The sequence below is a fragment of the Burkholderia torrens genome (assembly GCF_984668525.1).
Window position 1 is genome coordinate 1,820,556 of record NZ_OZ480211.1, and the last position, 17,064, is coordinate 1,837,619.

The 17,064-nt window shown below is 68.0% G+C and carries 15 protein-coding genes, 1 pseudogene and 2 riboswitches; of the genes and pseudogenes, 9 read left to right on the plus strand and 7 right to left on the minus strand.

Features of this window, described 5'->3' with window-relative positions; all coding sequences use genetic code 11:
• Positions 1 to 24: 24 nt before the first annotated feature.
• From AC5LXX_RS08310 to AC5LXX_RS08335, 6 genes are all read left to right on the plus strand, one after another.
• A complete protein-coding gene (locus AC5LXX_RS08310; RefSeq protein WP_493409158.1) occupies positions 25 to 1,401 on the plus strand; it encodes a lysine N(6)-hydroxylase/L-ornithine N(5)-oxygenase family protein in 1,377 nt (458 codons plus the stop codon).
• Between the two features lie 46 nt (positions 1,402 to 1,447).
• Entirely contained in the window at positions 1,448 to 3,688 is a 2,241-nt protein-coding gene (locus AC5LXX_RS08315; protein ID WP_493411103.1) for a TonB-dependent siderophore receptor, read from the plus strand.
• 86 nt (positions 3,689 to 3,774) lie between these two features.
• A complete protein-coding gene (locus AC5LXX_RS08320; protein ID WP_493409159.1) occupies positions 3,775 to 4,614 on the plus strand; it encodes a N(5)-hydroxyornithine transformylase PvdF in 840 nt (279 codons plus the stop codon).
• Positions 4,614 to 5,630, plus strand: coding sequence for a GNAT family N-acetyltransferase (locus AC5LXX_RS08325; RefSeq protein ID WP_493409160.1), 1,017 nt, complete (start codon positions 4,614 to 4,616; stop codon positions 5,628 to 5,630). Before AC5LXX_RS08320 ends, AC5LXX_RS08325 begins: the two co-directional genes overlap by 1 nt.
• A 251-nt stretch (positions 5,631 to 5,881) precedes the next feature.
• Positions 5,882 to 6,145, plus strand: coding sequence for a type II toxin-antitoxin system VapB family antitoxin (gene vapB / locus AC5LXX_RS08330; protein WP_493409161.1), 264 nt, complete (start codon positions 5,882 to 5,884; stop codon positions 6,143 to 6,145).
• Positions 6,142 to 6,558: a PIN domain-containing protein gene (locus AC5LXX_RS08335; RefSeq protein WP_493409162.1), complete on the plus strand. Its 417-nt coding sequence runs from the start codon at positions 6,142 to 6,144 to the stop codon at positions 6,556 to 6,558. Before vapB ends, AC5LXX_RS08335 begins: the two co-directional genes overlap by 4 nt.
• A gap of 48 nt (positions 6,559 to 6,606) precedes the next feature.
• On the opposite strand, the gene AC5LXX_RS08340 is transcribed toward AC5LXX_RS08335, so the two are convergent.
• Together AC5LXX_RS08340 and AC5LXX_RS08345 are read right to left on the minus strand one after the other, a co-directional pair.
• Positions 6,607 to 7,512: a nucleotidyl transferase AbiEii/AbiGii toxin family protein gene (locus AC5LXX_RS08340; protein ID WP_493409163.1), complete on the minus strand. Its 906-nt coding sequence runs from the start codon at positions 7,510 to 7,512 to the stop codon at positions 6,607 to 6,609.
• Positions 7,481 to 8,554, minus strand: coding sequence for a type IV toxin-antitoxin system AbiEi family antitoxin (locus tag AC5LXX_RS08345; RefSeq protein ID WP_493409164.1), 1,074 nt, complete (start codon positions 8,552 to 8,554; stop codon positions 7,481 to 7,483). Before AC5LXX_RS08345 ends, AC5LXX_RS08340 begins: the two co-directional genes overlap by 32 nt.
• A 345-nt stretch (positions 8,555 to 8,899) precedes the next feature.
• Here AC5LXX_RS08345 and AC5LXX_RS08350 point away from each other — a divergent pair, with 345 nt between their 5' ends.
• The 3 genes and pseudogenes from AC5LXX_RS08350 (at position 8,900) to AC5LXX_RS08360 (ending at position 10,711) form a co-directional block, all read left to right on the plus strand.
• Positions 8,900 to 10,063 carry a M20 aminoacylase family protein gene (locus tag AC5LXX_RS08350; RefSeq protein WP_493409165.1) on the plus strand — a complete coding sequence of 388 codons (1,164 nt, stop codon included), beginning with the start codon at positions 8,900 to 8,902 and terminating at the stop codon, positions 10,061 to 10,063.
• 114 nt (positions 10,064 to 10,177) lie between these two features.
• Positions 10,178 to 10,423: a type II toxin-antitoxin system ParD family antitoxin gene (locus tag AC5LXX_RS08355; RefSeq protein WP_493409166.1), complete on the plus strand. Its 246-nt coding sequence runs from the start codon at positions 10,178 to 10,180 to the stop codon at positions 10,421 to 10,423.
• Positions 10,413 to 10,711, plus strand: a pseudogene (locus tag AC5LXX_RS08360) (type II toxin-antitoxin system RelE/ParE family toxin). Before AC5LXX_RS08355 ends, AC5LXX_RS08360 begins: the two are co-directional and overlap by 11 nt.
• Positions 10,712 to 10,798: 87 nt before the next feature.
• Here the strand turns inward: AC5LXX_RS08360 and AC5LXX_RS08365 are convergent.
• The 5 genes from AC5LXX_RS08365 to AC5LXX_RS08385 form a co-directional block, all read right to left on the minus strand.
• Entirely contained in the window at positions 10,799 to 12,103 is a 1,305-nt protein-coding gene (locus AC5LXX_RS08365) for a cobyrinic acid a,c-diamide synthase CobB (protein WP_493409167.1), read from the minus strand.
• Positions 12,104 to 12,105: 2 nt separating this feature from the next.
• Positions 12,106 to 12,708: a cob(I)yrinic acid a,c-diamide adenosyltransferase gene (gene cobO, locus AC5LXX_RS08370; RefSeq protein WP_124451668.1), complete on the minus strand. Its 603-nt coding sequence runs from the start codon at positions 12,706 to 12,708 to the stop codon at positions 12,106 to 12,108.
• 34 nt (positions 12,709 to 12,742) lie between these two features.
• A complete protein-coding gene (locus AC5LXX_RS08375; RefSeq protein WP_493409168.1) occupies positions 12,743 to 13,120 on the minus strand; it encodes a cobalamin biosynthesis protein in 378 nt (125 codons plus the stop codon).
• A complete protein-coding gene (gene cobA / locus AC5LXX_RS08380; protein WP_493409169.1) occupies positions 13,117 to 13,926 on the minus strand; it encodes a uroporphyrinogen-III C-methyltransferase in 810 nt (269 codons plus the stop codon). The genes AC5LXX_RS08375 and cobA overlap by 4 nt, the downstream gene beginning before the upstream one ends.
• 110 nt (positions 13,927 to 14,036) lie before the next feature.
• Positions 14,037 to 14,274, minus strand: a riboswitch (cobalamin riboswitch).
• Positions 14,275 to 14,342: 68 nt separating this feature from the next.
• Entirely contained in the window at positions 14,343 to 16,481 is a 2,139-nt protein-coding gene (locus AC5LXX_RS08385) for a TonB-dependent receptor (RefSeq protein ID WP_493409170.1), read from the minus strand.
• 151 nt (positions 16,482 to 16,632) lie between these two features.
• Positions 16,633 to 16,897, plus strand: a riboswitch (cobalamin riboswitch).
• Positions 16,898 to 17,064: the final 167 nt, after the last annotated feature.

The window sequence follows — 17,064 nt, forward strand, 5'->3', positions numbered from 1 at the left end:
CACCGATAAAGGGAGCTGAGAGACATGCAGAGAGAAACCGTATTCGACCTGATCGGCGTCGGCTTCGGGCCGTCGAATCTGGCGCTGGCCGTGCGCCTCGCGGAGCGCAGCGGCGCGCACACGCTCGCTCATTGCTTCATCGAGCGCCAGGCGGAGTTCGGCTGGCATCGCGGGATGCTGCTCGAGGACTGCCGGATGCAGATCTCGTTTCTGAAGGATCTCGTCACGATGCGCGATCCGAAAAGCCGCTACACGTTCATCAACTACCTGTTCGAACGCGGCCGGCTGAACGAATTCGTCAACCTGAAGAACTTCTATCCGACCCGCGTCGAATTCCACGACTACCTGAGCTGGGTGGCCGACGCGTTCGACGATCGCGTCCATTACAGCGAGACCGTGCTGGGGATCGAGCCCGTGCGCGGCGACGGCGCGAAGATCGACGCGCTGCGCGTGCTGTCGCGCGACGCGGCCGGCCACGAGCGCCAGCGTGTCACGCGCGCGCTGTCGGTCGGCGTCGGCGGCACGCCCGCGATTCCCGACGCGTTCGCCGCGCTCGGCCGCGACCGCGTGATCCATTCGTCGTCGTACCTGACCGACATCGACCGGCTCGTCGCGTCGCCCGACGGCGAGCGCCGCCGCGTCGCGGTGATCGGCGCGGGGCAGAGCGCGGCCGAGGTCTTCATCGATCTCGCGCGCCGCTTCCCGCACGTCGACGCGAGCCTCGTGATGCGCGCAGGCGCGTTGAAGCCAGCCGACGACAGCCCGTTCGTCAACGAAATCTTCAGTCCCGAGTTCACCGATGTCGTCTATGCGCAACCGCACGACGCGCGCCGCGCGCTGCTCGAGCGCTATCGCGACACGAACTACGCGGTGGTCGACCGGCCGCTGATCGAGCAGATCTACGAAATGCTGTACCTGCAGCGCATCGACGGCACGCCGCGCCACGCACTGCTCGCGAACAGCGCGATCGAGGCCGCGGTGCGCACCGCCGACGGCCGCGTCGAGCTGACGCTGCGCGACCGGATGAGCGGCGCCACGCGCGTCGAGCGCTTCGACGCGCTCGTACTCGCGACCGGCTACCGCCGCGACACGCATTCGGCGCTGCTCGAAGGGCTCGCGCCGCACCTGGGCGATGCGCTCACGCGCGGCGACGTCACGCGCGACTACCTGCTCGCGACACCCGAGCACTTCACGCCGCGCATCTACCTGCAAGGCTGCTGCGAAGACAGCCACGGCTTGTCCGACACGCTGCTGTCGGTACTGGCGCGCCGCGCGGACGAAATCTGCGCGTCGCTCGAAGACGGGATCGCGTCCGCCCATGACGAAGGCGCGACCCGGGCATCGCATGAAAAACGACGGGAAAACGGGGTGAGCGCGGGCCGGATGGCTTTCGCTCTTTGACAAAGGCGCGGTCGGAGACCGCATGAAAAAAGTGGAGCAGAGAAAGATGGAGTGGGCAACAGGCACGCGTTTGCGTGCGATCGCCGCCGCGGCAAGCGTGGCGTTCGGGATGGCGGCAGCAGGGCACGCATACGCCCAGACGGCGCCGGCCGTGAACGCGGGCGCCGCGGCGTCGGCCAGCAGTGCGCAAAACGGTGCGGCGACCAGCACGTCGACCGGTGCGCAAAACGGCACGCTGCCGGCGATCACCGTCAACGCGGCCTCGGCAAGCGACGGCACGGTCGGGCTCGTCGCGAAGCGCAGCAGAAGCGGCACCAAGACCGACACGCCGCTCAACGAGATCCCGCAGACGATCAACGTCGTCACCGCGCAGCAGATCGAGATGACCGGCGCCACCGACGTGAACGCGGCGCTGCGCTACGTGCCGGGCTTCTCGTCGTACGGTTCGGACAACCGCTCGGACTGGTACGCGGCGCTGCGCGGCTTCACGCCGACCGCCTACGTGAACGGGCTGCAGGTGCCGAACACGATCAACCTCGCGAGCTGGCGCGTCGATCCGTACATGATCGACAGCATCAGCGTGTTGCGCGGGCCGACCTCGGTGCTGTATGGCGCGGGCGACCCGGGCGCGATCATCGACGTACAGACCAAGCTCGCCGACGGCGAGCGCGTGCGCGAAGCCGGGGTGCAGATCGGCAACTACGCGCGCAAGCAGTTCATGATCGACGTCGGCGACAAGCTCGACCCGGACGGCAAGTACGCTTACCGGTTCGTCGGCGTCGCGCGCGACGGCAATGCGCTGACCGGCCCGAACAACGACCAGCGCGTCGCGCTCGCGCCGTCGTTCCGCTGGCGCCCGGACGCGGATACGTCGCTGACGCTGTCCGCGACGTACCTGCAGGACTGGGGCGACATCTCGTCGAACTTCGTGCCGGCGCAGGGCACGGTGCTGCCGAACCCGAACGGCCAGATCAACAAGGACGTCTACGAAGGCGACGGCGCCTTCAACTACTACCGCAAGAAGCAGTGGTCGGTCGGCTACCAGTTCGAGCGCAACCTGACGCCGGCGTGGACGTTCCGCCAGAACACGCGCCTGATGCACCTGTCGCTCGACAACGGCTCGGTGTTCGGCAACGGCTTCGTCGACGGCAGCACGACCGACGTGTCGCGCTGGGCCGGCGTGTTCCAGATGAACTACAGCCGCTTCGACATCGACAACAACCTCGAGGGCCGCTTCGCGACGGGCCCGCTGCAGCACACGCTGCTGCTCGGCTTCCAGTACAACCGCCAGACCGCGACCGACAGCGAGTGGCTGGCCGCCGCGCCGCCGCTGAACATCTACAACCCGGTGTACCAGCCCGTCACGACGGCGGTGTTCACGCCCGACGCGACGTTCCGCACCAACACGTACACGACGATGAACACGTTCGGCCTGTACGCGCAGGACCAGATCAAGTGGAACCGCTGGACGCTGACGCTCGGCGGCCGCGAGGACTGGGTCAACATGCGCCAGGACGATCGTGCGGCAGGCACGTCGACGAAGGCGGACGTCACGGCGTTCACCGGCCGCGTCGGCCTGACCTACCAGGGCGACTACGGTCTGTCGCCGTACGTCAGCTACGCGACGTCGTTCAACCCGCTGATCGGCGTGAACCTGCTCGGCGGCGGGCTGCCACAGCCGACGCGCGGCAAGCAGATCGAGGCCGGCCTGCGCTGGCAGCCGCCCGGCAAGAACCTGATGCTGAACGCGGCGATCTACCAGATCAACCAGACCAACGTGCTCACGTCGGCGCTGCCGAGCCAGGACCCGACCGGCACGAAGTCGGTGCAGACGGGCGAGGTGCGTTCGCGCGGGATCGAGCTGAGCGCGACCGGCAAGGTCACGCGGAACCTGTCGGTGATCGCGTCGTACGTCTATCAGGACGTGAAGAACGTGCAGGCCAACGACGTCTCGCTGAACAACTGGCCGGTCGACATTCCGCGTCCGCGCCAGATGGCGTCGCTGTGGACCGACTGGACGTGGCACACGGGGCCGCTCGCGGGCTTCGGCCTCGGCGGCGGCATTCGCTACCAGAGCGCGTCGGCCGGCGCGGCCGACAACTCGCTGACGGTATCGAGCGTCACGCTGTTCGACGCGGGCCTGCATTACGACACGCGTAACTGGCGCTTCGCCGTGAACGGGACGAACCTGTTCAACCGCCATTACATCAGCGGTTGCCAGTCGATGAACGTCTGCGTGTTCGGGACCGACCGCACGGTCATCGCGACCGCGAAATACAACTGGTGACGTCGCGCGCCGCGGCCAGCCGGCCGGCCTTCGTGGCCGGCGCGGGCCGGCCGCGGCGCCTTCGTCCGCTTTTCCACGACGCATCCATGCCGAAGAAAAATCTCGTCTACATCCAGTCGCTGCGCAACGGCGCGGCCGATCGTGCCGGCCAGCCGGTCGCCTATCGCGGCGGCACGCGCTACATGAAGGCGCCGCTCGAATTCCTCGTCGAGCGCCTGAACGATTCTCCGCTCGGCGAACGCTATACGTTGCAGGGCGTGATCGTCGACGACGACGAAGGGTCGCCCGCCGACCGCGCGAAAGTCGCCGACTACGGCTTCGCACGTACACCGGGCCGGCCGTGGATCCTGCCGGAAGGCCTGACGGTGCAGGGCCGGCCGGTCGACGAACTGTTCTGCACGATTGCGTCGACGTACCGGCGGCTGCCGCGCGACGCGCGCGAGCGCGTGGCCGGCAAACAGGCGTTCGAGCGGCGCCTGCTCGAGCGCCTGCTCGAACTCGACGCCGACATCGTCGTGCTCGACGGGCTGCTCGTGATCCTCGACGAGCTCGTGCGGCCCGGCGCGCGCTTTCACCGGCGCATCGCCAACATCCACCCGGGCATCACGGCCGACGATTCGCCGTACCAGCGGCGCGGCGCCTGGGCGACGCTCGACGCGCTGCACGGCGCGCGCGGCGAACGGGTCGACTGGGCGAGCGGCACGACGTCGTCCGTCGCGCCCGTGACGATGACGGGCGCGTCGTTTCACTACGTTGACAACGGCATCGATTCCGGCGAGGTGATCAGCGACGTGCTCGACACGCCGATCGCGCCGGACGACACGATTCTCGAACTGCGCTGGAACAACTTCCAGCGCAGCCTGTTCCCGGCGCTCGAGCGGGGGCTGCACGTCCTCGCCGACCGCCACGACGCGGGAGTACTTTGATGGAAGACACGCTGACGAAACCGGCCGGCGCCGCCGACGCCGTCGAAGGTGAGGTGGCTGCCGCGCTCGACGGCGCCGCGCAGGGGCAGGGCGTGTCGATCGTCGAGCACACGCTCGACGCATGGCGGCCCGACGATGCGCCGGACGCGCTGCTCGCGGCGTTCGTCGCGCTGTTCAACACCGACACGCGGCACGACATCGCGATGATCTCGGTGCCGCTCGCCGGCGCGGACGCGGCAGCCGTCGAGTCGTACGTCGCGCGCGCGGTGCGCGAGGGCGTGATCGACGGCGCGCAGGTCGCGGGCGACACGCTGCGGCTCACCGTGTCGCGTACGACGTTCTGGCAGAACCCGCGGCCGTGGCTGAAGGCGCCTGCATCGGGCGGGATGCCGCTGCGCTACGCGATCACGGACGGCCACCGGCATCCGGTGCGGCCGCCGTCGCCGGCCGGCGAGATCTATGCGCGGTACATGCCGCAGGTCGGGATGACGTTCAGCCTGCGCACCGTCGACATCGACGCGCACGCGGACCTGTTCAGCGGCTGGATGAACCTCGATCGCGTCGCGCATTTCTGGGATCAGCGCGGCACGCGCGACGAGCATGCGGCGTATCTCGCCGAACGGCTTGCCGATCCGCACATGCACCCGATGATCGGCTATTTCGACGACACGCCGTTCGGCTATTTCGAGTTCTACTGGGCGAAGGAGGACCGTCTCGCGCCGTTCTACGACGCGCACGACTACGATCGCGGGCTGCACCTGCTGATCGGCGACTCGCGCTTCCAGAGCGCCGGCAAGCTGCATGCGTGGTGGAGCGGGGTGCTGCACTACATGTTCGTCGACGAACCGCGCACGCAGCGGCTCGTCGGCGAGCCGCGCGTCGATCACGTGCGGCACATCGCGTACATGCACCGGCTCGGGTTCTACACGCTGAAGGAGTTCGACTTCCCGCACAAGCGGGCAGCGCTCACCGTGATCGAGCGCGATACGTTCTTTGACACTTTCCGGTTGCCGTGACGGGGCGCCACGCGCAGCGTCGGTGCGGCGTTGCGCGCGGCCTTGCGATGCGTGTGCATCGGCCGTCCGGGATATGGACCGCGCGGCCTGCGTCGTGAAGAATCGATCACTCCCTTCATCGACGACAGGCCGGCAACATGACCCGAACATCCGCGACAACGTGGGACGCGACGCCCGATTCGCACCCCGTCAAATTGACATATGCCGGCATATGCATAAAATGGACGCATCGTACTCCCATGGAGTGGCTCATGCGCACCGTTTCCATTTTCAAGAATGCCCGTAACCAGGCCATCCGCATCCCGAAGGACATGGAGTTCGAAGGGGTGACGGAACTCGAGATCCGCCGCGAGGGCGACACATTGCTGCTGCGGCCGGTACGTCCGACGTGGCTGTCGTTCGCGAACGAACCGCTGGCCGATGCCGATTTCCTCGCCGAACGCCCGGCCGTCATCGAGCCCGGTCGTTTCGACCTGTCCGGCGACGCCGACGCGCCGACGGAGTCCAGCCGGTGACCACGCTCTACATGCTCGATACGAACATCTGTTCGTTCATCATGCGCGAACGGCCGCCCGTGGTGCTGTCGCGGCTGCAGTCGTGCGTGAATGCGCAGCACCGGATCGTCGTGTCGGCCATCACCTATGCCGAGATGCGGTTCGGCGCGGTTGACAGGAAGGCGTCGCCGAAGCATGCGGAACTCGTGACGGCCTTCGTCTCGCGGCTGGACGGCGTGCTGTCGTGGGATACGGCGGCAGTCGATGCCACGGCCGCGATCCGCGCGGATCTCGCCGCGCGCGGCACGCCGATCGGCGCAAACGATGCGTCGATTGCCGGGCATGCGATCGCGGCGGGCGCGGTGCTCGTCACGAACAACGGCCGCGAATTTGGCCGCGTCGAGGGGTTGTCGCTCGAGGACTGGGCGGCATGAACACGTCCGGCCGAAAGTGCGATGACGTCGCTGCTGCTCGGCAGCGCGTCATGCGTGCGGAGCGGGCGAATCAACGAGAAACGCGCGGCGGAACGCATCGAGATACCGGTCGGCGTCGTCGCTGAATTCACCCGGCAGCGACGCGAACGCACGGGCCAGCAGATCCTGGCCGAGCGTTGTGTAAGTCGCTTCGTCGGACAAGAGCGTGCGGACGGCGTCGCGCGTTTGTGGCGAAGCGATCCGTTTTGCATCTCGTGCGAGCAGGCCGGCCGCGGCAAGGCCCGGCTGGAACGCATGCACTTCCAGAAGGTCCGGCGCGGCATCCCAGATGCGTTCGCGATTGCCGGCGTCGTGGTAATGGCGCAGCAGGAACAGCAAGTCGTATGCGTCGCTGTTCTGGCGCGCGCGCCGGTCCTTCCACGCGAGCAATTTCAGCAACGCAAGCGCAGGCAGGCTCGCCACCGGCACCACGTTGTCCGCACCGATCGACACGGCCAGTGCGGTATCGACCGCTTCCTGAAAGCCCAGCACGGTCAGCACGAATTCGCCGCCCGGCGGCCAGGCGATCTCGCCTGGCGTCGTTTCGAGCGGCCCGAACGGCACGAGATCGAGCTCGGTGCGAAAGCCGTGCGTGCCGCTGTCGAACAGCAGTTTCTGCTGCTGTTTGGGCGCACGCGTGAATTGCCCCGTCGCGACGAGTGTGTCGACGAGTTGCGCGTGAAACGGCCAGCTCACCGCGCACACGGCAACGTCGACGTCCCGGGTCGCGCGCACCGGCCGGATGCCGTGGACGTGCCACATCAGGATGTCGCGCGCGGTTGCGCCGGCGACGACGAAGGCTGCGTCGAGGCGCGCGCAGGCCGTGCCGACCGCTTGCAACAGCGCGACCGCTGCCGGTTCGAGCGGCCGGCTCGCGTCGACTTCAAGCGGGCGGATGGGCGAGGTATCGGTCATGAATCCGTTCGGCGGCGGTGAGATTGCGGCTGTCCCCGGACGACACGAGATCCGCGTAGATCAGCAGCGGCGGCACGAGCGGCACATCCTGCTCGCGCCAGTCGAGCGCCGGCGAGCGCGGCCAGAATGCTTCGAGGATTTCGACGTCGCCTTGCTCGTCCGGGCGCAGGCGCGCCTGCAACAGCAGCCGGTTCGACACCGCGCCGTGCGTATAGACGGTGATCGCGGCAGGCTTCAGATCGTGCGTCAGCAGATCGGCCGCCGGCTCGCCGCCGAGCTGCGCATCGAAGGCCGCGAAATCGAAACTGCGCCACCAGTCGGGCGTCAGGCCGGCAAACCGGCGGCTCGGCAGTTTCGCGCGCAAGCGGCTCGGGTACAGCGAGGCCCACTCCTGCACGAAGCGCGGCCAGTCGGGAATCAGGCGCTCACCATTGCGGCGCTGCCCGACCAGGCCGCGCGCGATCAGATCGTCCATCGCGAGATTGACGGTGCCGAGCGCGACGCCCGACACCGCGGCAATTCCCCGGTACGGCTGTGCGACGAGGCCTGGCTGCGTCGCGAGGGCGAACATCACGGCCAGCCCCTTCGGCGTGGTTGCGCGCGACGCGTGCCGGCGTGGCGCGCGTGCCGGTTTCGGCCGGCCAGCGATCATGATGGTTGCCTCCGGCTGGATCAGGCAGGTGTTGCCGGCGACGTCGAGAAACGGGATGCCCTGGTCGATCAGCGCGGCCGCCAGTTCGGCCGAAAGATGCGGCGTGACCAACATCAGCGGCCGCTCGCCGGGCTTCGTGGCATCGCCGCCGCGACGGCGCAGCGCCGCGAGCGCGGCTGCCAGCGATTCGGCACGCAGGCTCACGGCCGCCGGCATGTCGAATACGTGCCCGGCCACGTCGAAGCGGATCATCGCGTCGGCGCGCGCACGGTACGCAGCCGGCACCCGCACGGGCCGCGCGCTGAAGCGCCGGGTTGCACGGCCGAACGCGGCGCAGGCGTCGTCGAGCACGTGCTGTTCCGACAGAGGGAGAGTAGCGTTCTCTGGCATCAGGGAGGGATCGCTTGTTCACTTTTTTGTTAGCGTACACAAAAAATGTACAACCGTCAAAAAATGAACAAGAATCTGCAACCCTTTGATGTACAGGAAGTATTTCCGATATCTGAGCGAGCATCTCCGGATCCTCCTAGGCGGAAAATCGACGTGGAACGCGCAGTTTCACGTATCCGGACCATCAGCGGCAGTCGTCCGGATGGCCGGCTGGCACTCACTGCGAGAGCGATGATTTCGCATGGCAACCACGAGTTGCTACCGTGACGACTTTCCGTCTGCCCGGTTGCCATCGAACGGACTATTCTTGCGTGCACATTCCCCCGCACACCAGGAGACGACACCGTGGCGCACAGCGTGATCCCCGCAGGCCTTGCCGATGAAATGATCGAAATCCGGCACCGCATCCATGCCCATCCCGAGCTGGGTTTCGAGGAATTCGCGACGAGCGACCTCGTCGCGGCACAACTGCAGTCGTGGGGCTATACGGTGCATCGCGGGCTCGGCGGCACCGGCGTCGTCGGGCAATTGAAGGTGGGCGATGGCACGCAGCGCCTCGGCCTGCGCGCCGACATGGACGCGCTGCCGATCCACGAGGCGACCGGGTTGCCGTACCAGAGCACGATCGCCGGCAAGATGCACGCGTGCGGCCACGACGGCCACACGGCGATGCTGCTCGCGGCCGCGAAGCATCTCGCGCGCGAGCGCCATTTCTCGGGCACGCTGAACCTGATTTTCCAGCCGGCCGAGGAAGGGCTCGGCGGGGCGAAGAAGATGCTCGACGAAGGGCTGTTCGAGCAGTTCCCGTGCGACGCGATCTTCGCGATGCACAACATGCCGGGCTTTCCGACCGGCCAGTTCGGCTTCCTGCCGGGGCCGTTCATGGCATCGTCGGATACCGTCGTCATCGACGTGCAGGGCCGCGGCGGTCACGGCGCGGTGCCGCACAAGGCGATCGATCCCGTCGTCGTGTGCGCGCAGATCGTGCTGGCGCTGCAGACGATCGTGTCACGCAACGTGTCGCCGCTCGACATGGCGATCGTCACGGTCGGCGCGATCCACGCGGGCGAGGCGCCGAACGTGATTCCCGATCGTGCGCAGATGCGCCTGTCGGTGCGTGCGCTGAAGTCCGAGGTACGCGACCTGCTCGAAACACGCATCAAGGAAGTCGTGCACGCGCAGGCCGCCGTGTTCGGCGCGACCGCGGCGATCGACTACCAGCGCCGCTATCCGGTGCTCGTCAACGATGTGGAGATGACGGCGTTCGCACGCGGCGTCGCGCATGAATGGGTCGGCGAAGCCAATCTGATCGACGGAATGGTGCCGCTCACCGGCAGCGAGGATTTCGCGTTCCTGCTCGAGAAGCGGCCGGGCTGCTACCTGATCATCGGCAACGGCGACGGGGAGGGCGGCTGCATGGTGCACAACCCCGGCTACGACTTCAACGACGCGGCGCTGCCGACCGGTGCGTCGTACTGGGTGAAGCTGGCCGAGGCGTTTCTGGTGTGACGGGCGATGCGAGACATGCAGCACCGGGCGGACCATTGGCTCGACTTCGTAGGAGATGAATGCGAGATGTACCAAAAATTGGTACATGATGGCCGCATCGAAAGGAGATGACTCATGTCGCGAAACACATCTGTTTCCCTTGGTGATCACTTTGCCGAATTTGTCGATGCTCAGGTGCGATCGGGGCGATATGGTTCCGCAAGTGACGTCGTGCGAGCCGGGTTGCGGCTCCTGGAATCACACGAAACGCAGATGCGTGCGTTGCAGGAAGCATTGAAGGCGGGCGAAGCGTCCGGGGCGCCAAAACTCTTCGACAGCGAGGCCTTCCTCGCCCGCATGCGGGCAACGCATGGCAGTTAAAGTCAGACAACTTCGGCTGACCCCGTTGGCTGAACTCGATCTTGAAGACATTTGGCGCTATACCGCCGAGCACTGGTCTCCTGAGCAGGCAGAGCACTATCACCGTGATCTGATTGCCACCATGGAAGCGCTGGCGCGCGGAAAAAAACGGGGCGAATTTGCGCCGTTCGCGACGGGTATTTTCGCTACCCAGCTGGATCTCACGTTGTGTTTTACCGCGAAACGGATGACACGATCGATGTGATTCGGGTCCAGTATCAGCGAATGGACATCGAGCGACATCTGTAGCCGCGCACGTCGAATGCCGTAGTCGCTGCAAAGCGACGCTCGATCCCGACAGGATGCCGCCTCGATGCAGCCGCGGCATCGATCAGTCTAGAGCGCCGCCTCGCCGAACAACGCCACGACCGCATCCGGATTCGACGGCCAGTACATGTGCATGTACGTCGCGACGATCGCGCCGTGGCGATAGACGGCTTCGCCGCTGCCCGGCGCGCCGTCTGGGCGCGCGGCGCGCGCGACCGGCTCCAGCGGCGTCATGAGCCGCGAATAGTGGAACGTATGCCCTCGCATCGGCCCGGTGCGCGTGTCGAGCTGCTGCATGCCGAGCGCCGCGAACCGGCGCTGCATCGTTGCCTGGCCCGGCAGCACGCCGAGCATCGGCGTCGTCGAGCCGTCCACGTCGGTCAGCGATTCGCACAGATACACCATCCCCCCGCATTCCGCGACGATCGGCCGGCCGGCCGCCGCATGCGCGCGAATCGTCCGCGCGGTCGCGGCATTTGCCGCAAGTGTCGCCGCATGCAGTTCCGGATAGCCGCCCGGCAAAAACAGCGCGTCGCAATCGTCGGGCACCGGTTCGTCGGCGAGCGGCGAGAAGAACCGCAACTGCACGCCGAGCGCGTCGAGCAGCGCGAGATTCGCCGGATAGATGAACGAAAACGCCGCATCGCGCGCCACCGCGATCCGCTTGCCGGCGAGCGCGCGCGGCAGCGGCGCCGAGGCGTCCGGTTCCGCGAACGCGACGGCCGGCGGCAATTCGGCGAGCGCCGTCTGCGCGAGCGCGTCGGCCGCGCGATCGAGCCGCGCGTCGAGATCGTCGATGTCGGCCGGCTGGTGCAGGCCGAGATGCCGCTCCGGCAGCGCGATGCCCGCGTCGGCCGGGACGTGCCCGAGCCAGCGCAGGTCGTCCGGCAGCGCCTGTTGCAGCAGTTCCGCATGCCGCGCCGAGCCGACGCGGTTCGCCAGCACGCCGTGAAACGGCAGCCCCGGCCTGAACCGCGCGAGCCCGAACGCGATCGCCGCGAACGTCTGTGCCATCGCCTTCGCCGAAATCACCGCGACGACCGGCACGCCGAACGCGGCCGCGAGATCGGCACTGCTCGGCGTGCCGTCGAATAGCCCCATCACGCCTTCGATCAGGATCAGGTCCGCGTCGCGCGCGGCATCGGCGAGCAGCGCGCGGCAGCCGGCTTCGCCGACCATGCCGAGATCGAGCGCATGCACGCTCGCGCCGCTTGCGCGTTCGAGCAGCTTCGGGTCGAGAAAATCGGGCCCGGTCTTGAACACGCGCACGCGGCGGCCGAGCCGGCGGTGCAGCCGCGCGAGGCCGGCCGTCACCGACGTCTTGCCTTGGCCCGACGCGGGCGCGCTGACGAACAGCGCGGGGCAGGCCGGCACGCTCAGAACTCCACGCCGCGTTGCGCCTTCACGCCTTGCTCCTTGTACGGATGCTTGACGAGCCGCATTTCGGTGACGAGGTCGGCCGCGTCGATCAGCGCATCGGGCGCGTGCCGGCCGGTCACGACGACGTGCACCGAATCCGGACGCGCAACGAGCGTCGCGAGCACTTCGTCGAGCGGCAGGTATTCGTACTTCAGCACGGTGTTCAGCTCGTCGAGGATCACCATCCGGTAGTCGCCGCTTTCGATCATCCTGCGCGCCTCGTCCCAGCCCTTGCGCGCGGTCGCGATGTCGGCGTCGCGGTTCTGCGTGTTCCACGTATAGCCGTCGCCCATCGTCACGAAATCGCATTCCGCGACCGCGCCGAGGAAGTCGCGCTCGGACGTGTGCAGCGCGCCCTTGATGAACTGCACGACACCGAGCCGCATGCCGTGGCCGAGCACGCGCACGGCCATGCCGAACGCAGCCGTGCTCTTGCCCTTGCCGTTGCCGGTATTGACGATCAGCAGGCCCTTTTCCTGGGTGGCGGCGGCCTGCTTCTTCTCGTGGCCGGCGCGGCGGCGTTCGGTCATCCGCTGATGGGATTCGGCATCGGTCTTCATCGGAAATCGTCCTGTCGAAAGCGAAACAAAGGGTTCAGAGCGGGCCGGCGAGCGCGACCGTCACGCCGTCCCGGATGGATTTGGGGCCCAGCAACCTGCCGTGCGGCGCCGCGAGCTGCGCGCAGGGTTCGGCCACACCGGCAACGCCGAAGCGTGCAAGCGCGGCGTCCGAAGGACCGCTCGCGGCCAGTTCGGGAAGGCTCGCCAACCGCACCGCGTCGAATGCGACGAGCGGCCAGCCGCGGCGCGCGCACAGCGTGCGCAGCGCACGGGCACGCGCCTTGTCGGCGAGCGTCGCGACGAGCGCCGGTTCGGCGGCCGGGTAACGCGCCAGCGCCGCGCGGATCGCGGCATCGAGTTGCGCGGCCGTAACGCCTGCGCGAAAGCCGATGCCGAGCGCGACGCGCATCATGCGTGGCCGCCGAGCGCCGCACGCACCGCCGGATCGTCGGCGAGCGCCGCGACGCGGCCGATCACGACGATCGCCGGCGAACCGAGTCCGGTCGTGCCGACGCGATCGACGAGCGTATCAAGCGTCGCGAGTACGTGGCGTTGTTCGGGTCGCGTGGCATTCTCGATCGCCGCGCACGGCATATCGCCGGGCACGCCGCCGTCGCGCAGCGCGGCGGCAATCGCGTCGAGCCGGCGAATGCCCATGTAGATCACGAGTGTCATGCGCGTGGCCGCGAGCGCACGCCAGTCGGGCTCGTCGACGCCCGCGCCGTGGCCCGTGACGAAGATCACGCCCTGCGCGTCGCCGCGCTGCGTGACCGGGATGCCGAGCGCAGCCGGCGCGGCGATGCCGGCCGTGATGCCGTTCACGATCTCGACCGGAAAGCCCGCCGCGCCCAGCGCGACCAGTTCCTCGCCGCCGCGGCCGAACACGAACGGATCGCCGCCCTTGAGCCGCGCGACGCTGCGGCCCGCTCGCAGGTGCGCGAGCATCGCGGCGACGATCGCTTCCTGCGGCGTCGACGCATGGCCGCCGCGCTTGCCGACGTGCTCGATCTGCGCGCCGGCGCGCGCATGGCACAGCACGTCGGGGTTCACGAGATCGTCGACGAGCAGCACGTCGGCCATGCCGATCGCGCGCACGGCCCTGAGCGTCAGCAGGTCGGCATCGCCGGGGCCGGCGCCGACGAGCCACGCGCGGCTCATTGCACGCGGCACGGCATGCACCGTGTCGAAACAGTGGAACGGAAAAGGCGGGCGGCACATCGGCGGCCGGCGGGCAGGCAGTGCATGGCGAATCGGGTGAAGCTCGCGCGAACGCGGGCGGAATGCGCACCCCATCCGTCCCCCGCGGATCGGGCGTTCGGCGAGCATCGCGCTCGCCCCTTGCGTCGGCCGGTATCCGGGCTGGCCGCTTGCCAGGCCGCAGCCTTCCCGCCCGGCTGAAGGGCAGTGGCATCGCGGGCGGCCTGGGCGCAGGCGCGGGAAAGCGCGTCGCGCGGGCGGCGTACCGTTGCGGGGACAGCACAGGCCGGGCGGATTTCCGCCTCCTGTTTCCCGTTTAACTGCATGCACGGAATGCGCATGCGAGCACCGAACGCGGCGCATACGATAGCACAGGCATGCAACGCACGAGGCGCCCGGCGGACCGGCTGCGCAGGGCGTCGACGTGGTCCGCGCGGTCAGAACTTGTACGCCGCCGTCAGCGTGAACGTGCGTGGCGAACCGGGCATGATCTGCGCGAGGCTCGTCGCATTCGCGTAGTAGTCGCGATCGGTCAGGTTGACGGCCGCCAGCGTCACCTCGAAGTCGCGCGTGCGATATCCGGCCTTGCCGTCCCAGCGGACGTAGGCGGGCAGTTCGAGCAGGTTGTCGCGATCGGCGTAACGCGCCCCTTCGTACACGAGCCCGAGTTCGGCGAAAAATCCGCGCAGCGGCGCATGGCTGACGAACAGGCTGCCGTTCGCCCCGGACACGCCCGCCGACCGCTTGCCCGCGTATTTTGGTTCGGCGTCGACCACCCGCGCGTGTTGCCAGCCGATGCCGCCGCGGACGAACCAGTCGCCCGTGATCCGGCCGGCGACGCCCAGTTCCAGGCCGCGATTGCGCTCGAGGCCGGTGAGGTCGAAAAATCCCGGCCGAACCGGGTCGGCGACGCGGCGGTTGTACAGATCGAGCTGAAACAGTGCGAGCGTCGTGCTCAGCGCGCCGTCGCGCCAGTCGCTTTTCACACCGATCTCGTATTGGCGGTTGTATTGCGGGCCGAGATCGTTGGCGTTGCCGCGCGCGTCCGGCGTGATGCCGATCAGGTCGCCGCCGACCGGCGCGAAGCTCTTGCTGTACGACGCATACAAGCTGTGTGCGCCGACCGGCGACCACACGACGCCGAGCCGCGGGCTCCAGGCCGTCGTCGTGCGCCGCGAATGCAGACCGTTCAGCGCGTTGGTCGAAGCGACGTCGAAGCGTTCCCCGCGCAGGCCGCCGAGCAGCTTCCACGCTCGGCCGAGGTCGATGCGGTCCTGCGCGAAGATTGCGTAGTCGCTGACACGGTGGCGATTCATCGCATACGGGCGCGGCGCCGAGCCGGCCAGTGCGAAACGATCCGGTCCGCTGATCGGGACCGGCGCCGCATCGGCCTGCCAGAGCGTCGGATTGCGTTTCTGCCAGCCGTATTCGATGCCGAACAGCAGATGATGCAGCCCCGCTCCGGTCGCGACCTTGCCGCCCAGTTCGATACCGGTCTGCACGTTGAGATGCGTCATGTCCTGCAGGTAGCGCGCTCGCTGCACGCGCCGATAGTCGCGCGGCTTCGTGACGTAGCTTTGCGTGACGTAGGTATTGTCGAAGGTGCTGCGCAAATCCAGCACGCCCAGCGTATGACGCAGCTCCCAGCCGTCATCGAACGCGTGCGTGAAGACCGAGCGCCAGTTCATGTTCGCGTCGCGGATGGTGTCGCGGCCCGCCGCGCCGAAGAAGGTTGCTCGCCGCGCGGACGGCAGCGAGTACGCGACCGGCTTGCCGGCCGCGTCAAGCGCGGCGACCGGCGCCGGCATGCCGCGATCGGGCACGCGTCGGTACGCGTCGTATTCGAACTGCAGCAGCCAGCTGCGCCGCGCGCCCCGCCATTTGATCGACGGCGCGACGTACTGGCGCGTGCCGTCGACATGGTCGCGGAAGCTGCCTGCGTGTTCGCGTCCGGCATTCAGCCGCACGCTCCATGCGCTCGACAGGGTCCGGTTGAGATCGACCGACGCACCGAGCCGCCCATAACTGCCGGTCGCCGCCGACAGATGTCCGAAGTTTTCCGGCAGCGGCTGCTTGGTGATCCGGTTGATGACGCCGCCGCCGCTGCCGCGCCCGTACAGCGCCGCCGCCGGCCCCTTCAGCACTTCGACGCGTTCGATGTTGCCGAGACTGCGCACGTATTGCGCGTCGTCGCGCATGCCGTCGAGCAGCAGGTCGCCCGCGGCGGAAAAGCCGCGAATACGGAACGAATCGAAGCGCGTATCCGACGTGTTGGACACGCCCGGCACGCCGGCCAGCGCGTCGGCCAGCGTGCGGCCGCCATAGGACAGCGTTTCCTCGACCGCGACGCTGTCGATCGTTTGCGGTACGTCGCGCGGATCGCTCGCGGTGCGAGTCGCAGTGCTCACGCGTTCGGCGCGCGGATCGTTCGGATGACGGCGGCTGCGCACCTCGACCGCGGGCAGTTCTTCATCGAATTCGGCCGCCGGGGCAGGGAAGGAGGCGACGCCGGCGATCGAGCACAGCGACAGGGCCAGCACCGGAAAGCGCTGCCCGGATTTGTGTCGTTTCGACATGGAAATTTAAGGATGACTGAGTGATTGCCTCACATTGCCGTTGCGCAGTGGTTTCGTTGTTATCGGGTGAAGTTTATCTCGACTAGTTGAAAACGACAATCATTCGCGTTCGCTGCTGGCCGCTTGCCTTGACGCTCCCCGCACCGCCGCCTACACTCGCACGCGTTTTGGTGCTCGCGCGTGCCGCTCCGGCGCGCGCAGTTAAACGGGAAACAGGGAGCCTGCCTGCACCGCAGTCGAGCCAACCTGTGCTGCCCCCGCAACGGTAAGCGAACGTGTCGCGCGCAGCGCGATGCAGCGCCGCTTCGCCGCCTGCCTCGTGCAGGCGGACGACCGCCACTGGATGCCGCGCGCATCCGGGAAGGCGAAGCGGCGTGTTCGCCAGCCCGGATACCGGCCTAAACGTTTGGGGTTCAGCGCCGCGGGGAGGCGGCGCATCGTCCACGGCCGCAGCAGGCCCGACGCCCGGTGTTTCCCGCTTCCTCCGCCGATCTGCCCCCCGCGCGAACGCGTCCAGGCCGGTACGGCGAACGGCAGGCGGCGCGGGCAGGGCCGGCGGCAGCCGTGTTGGCATTCACGATGT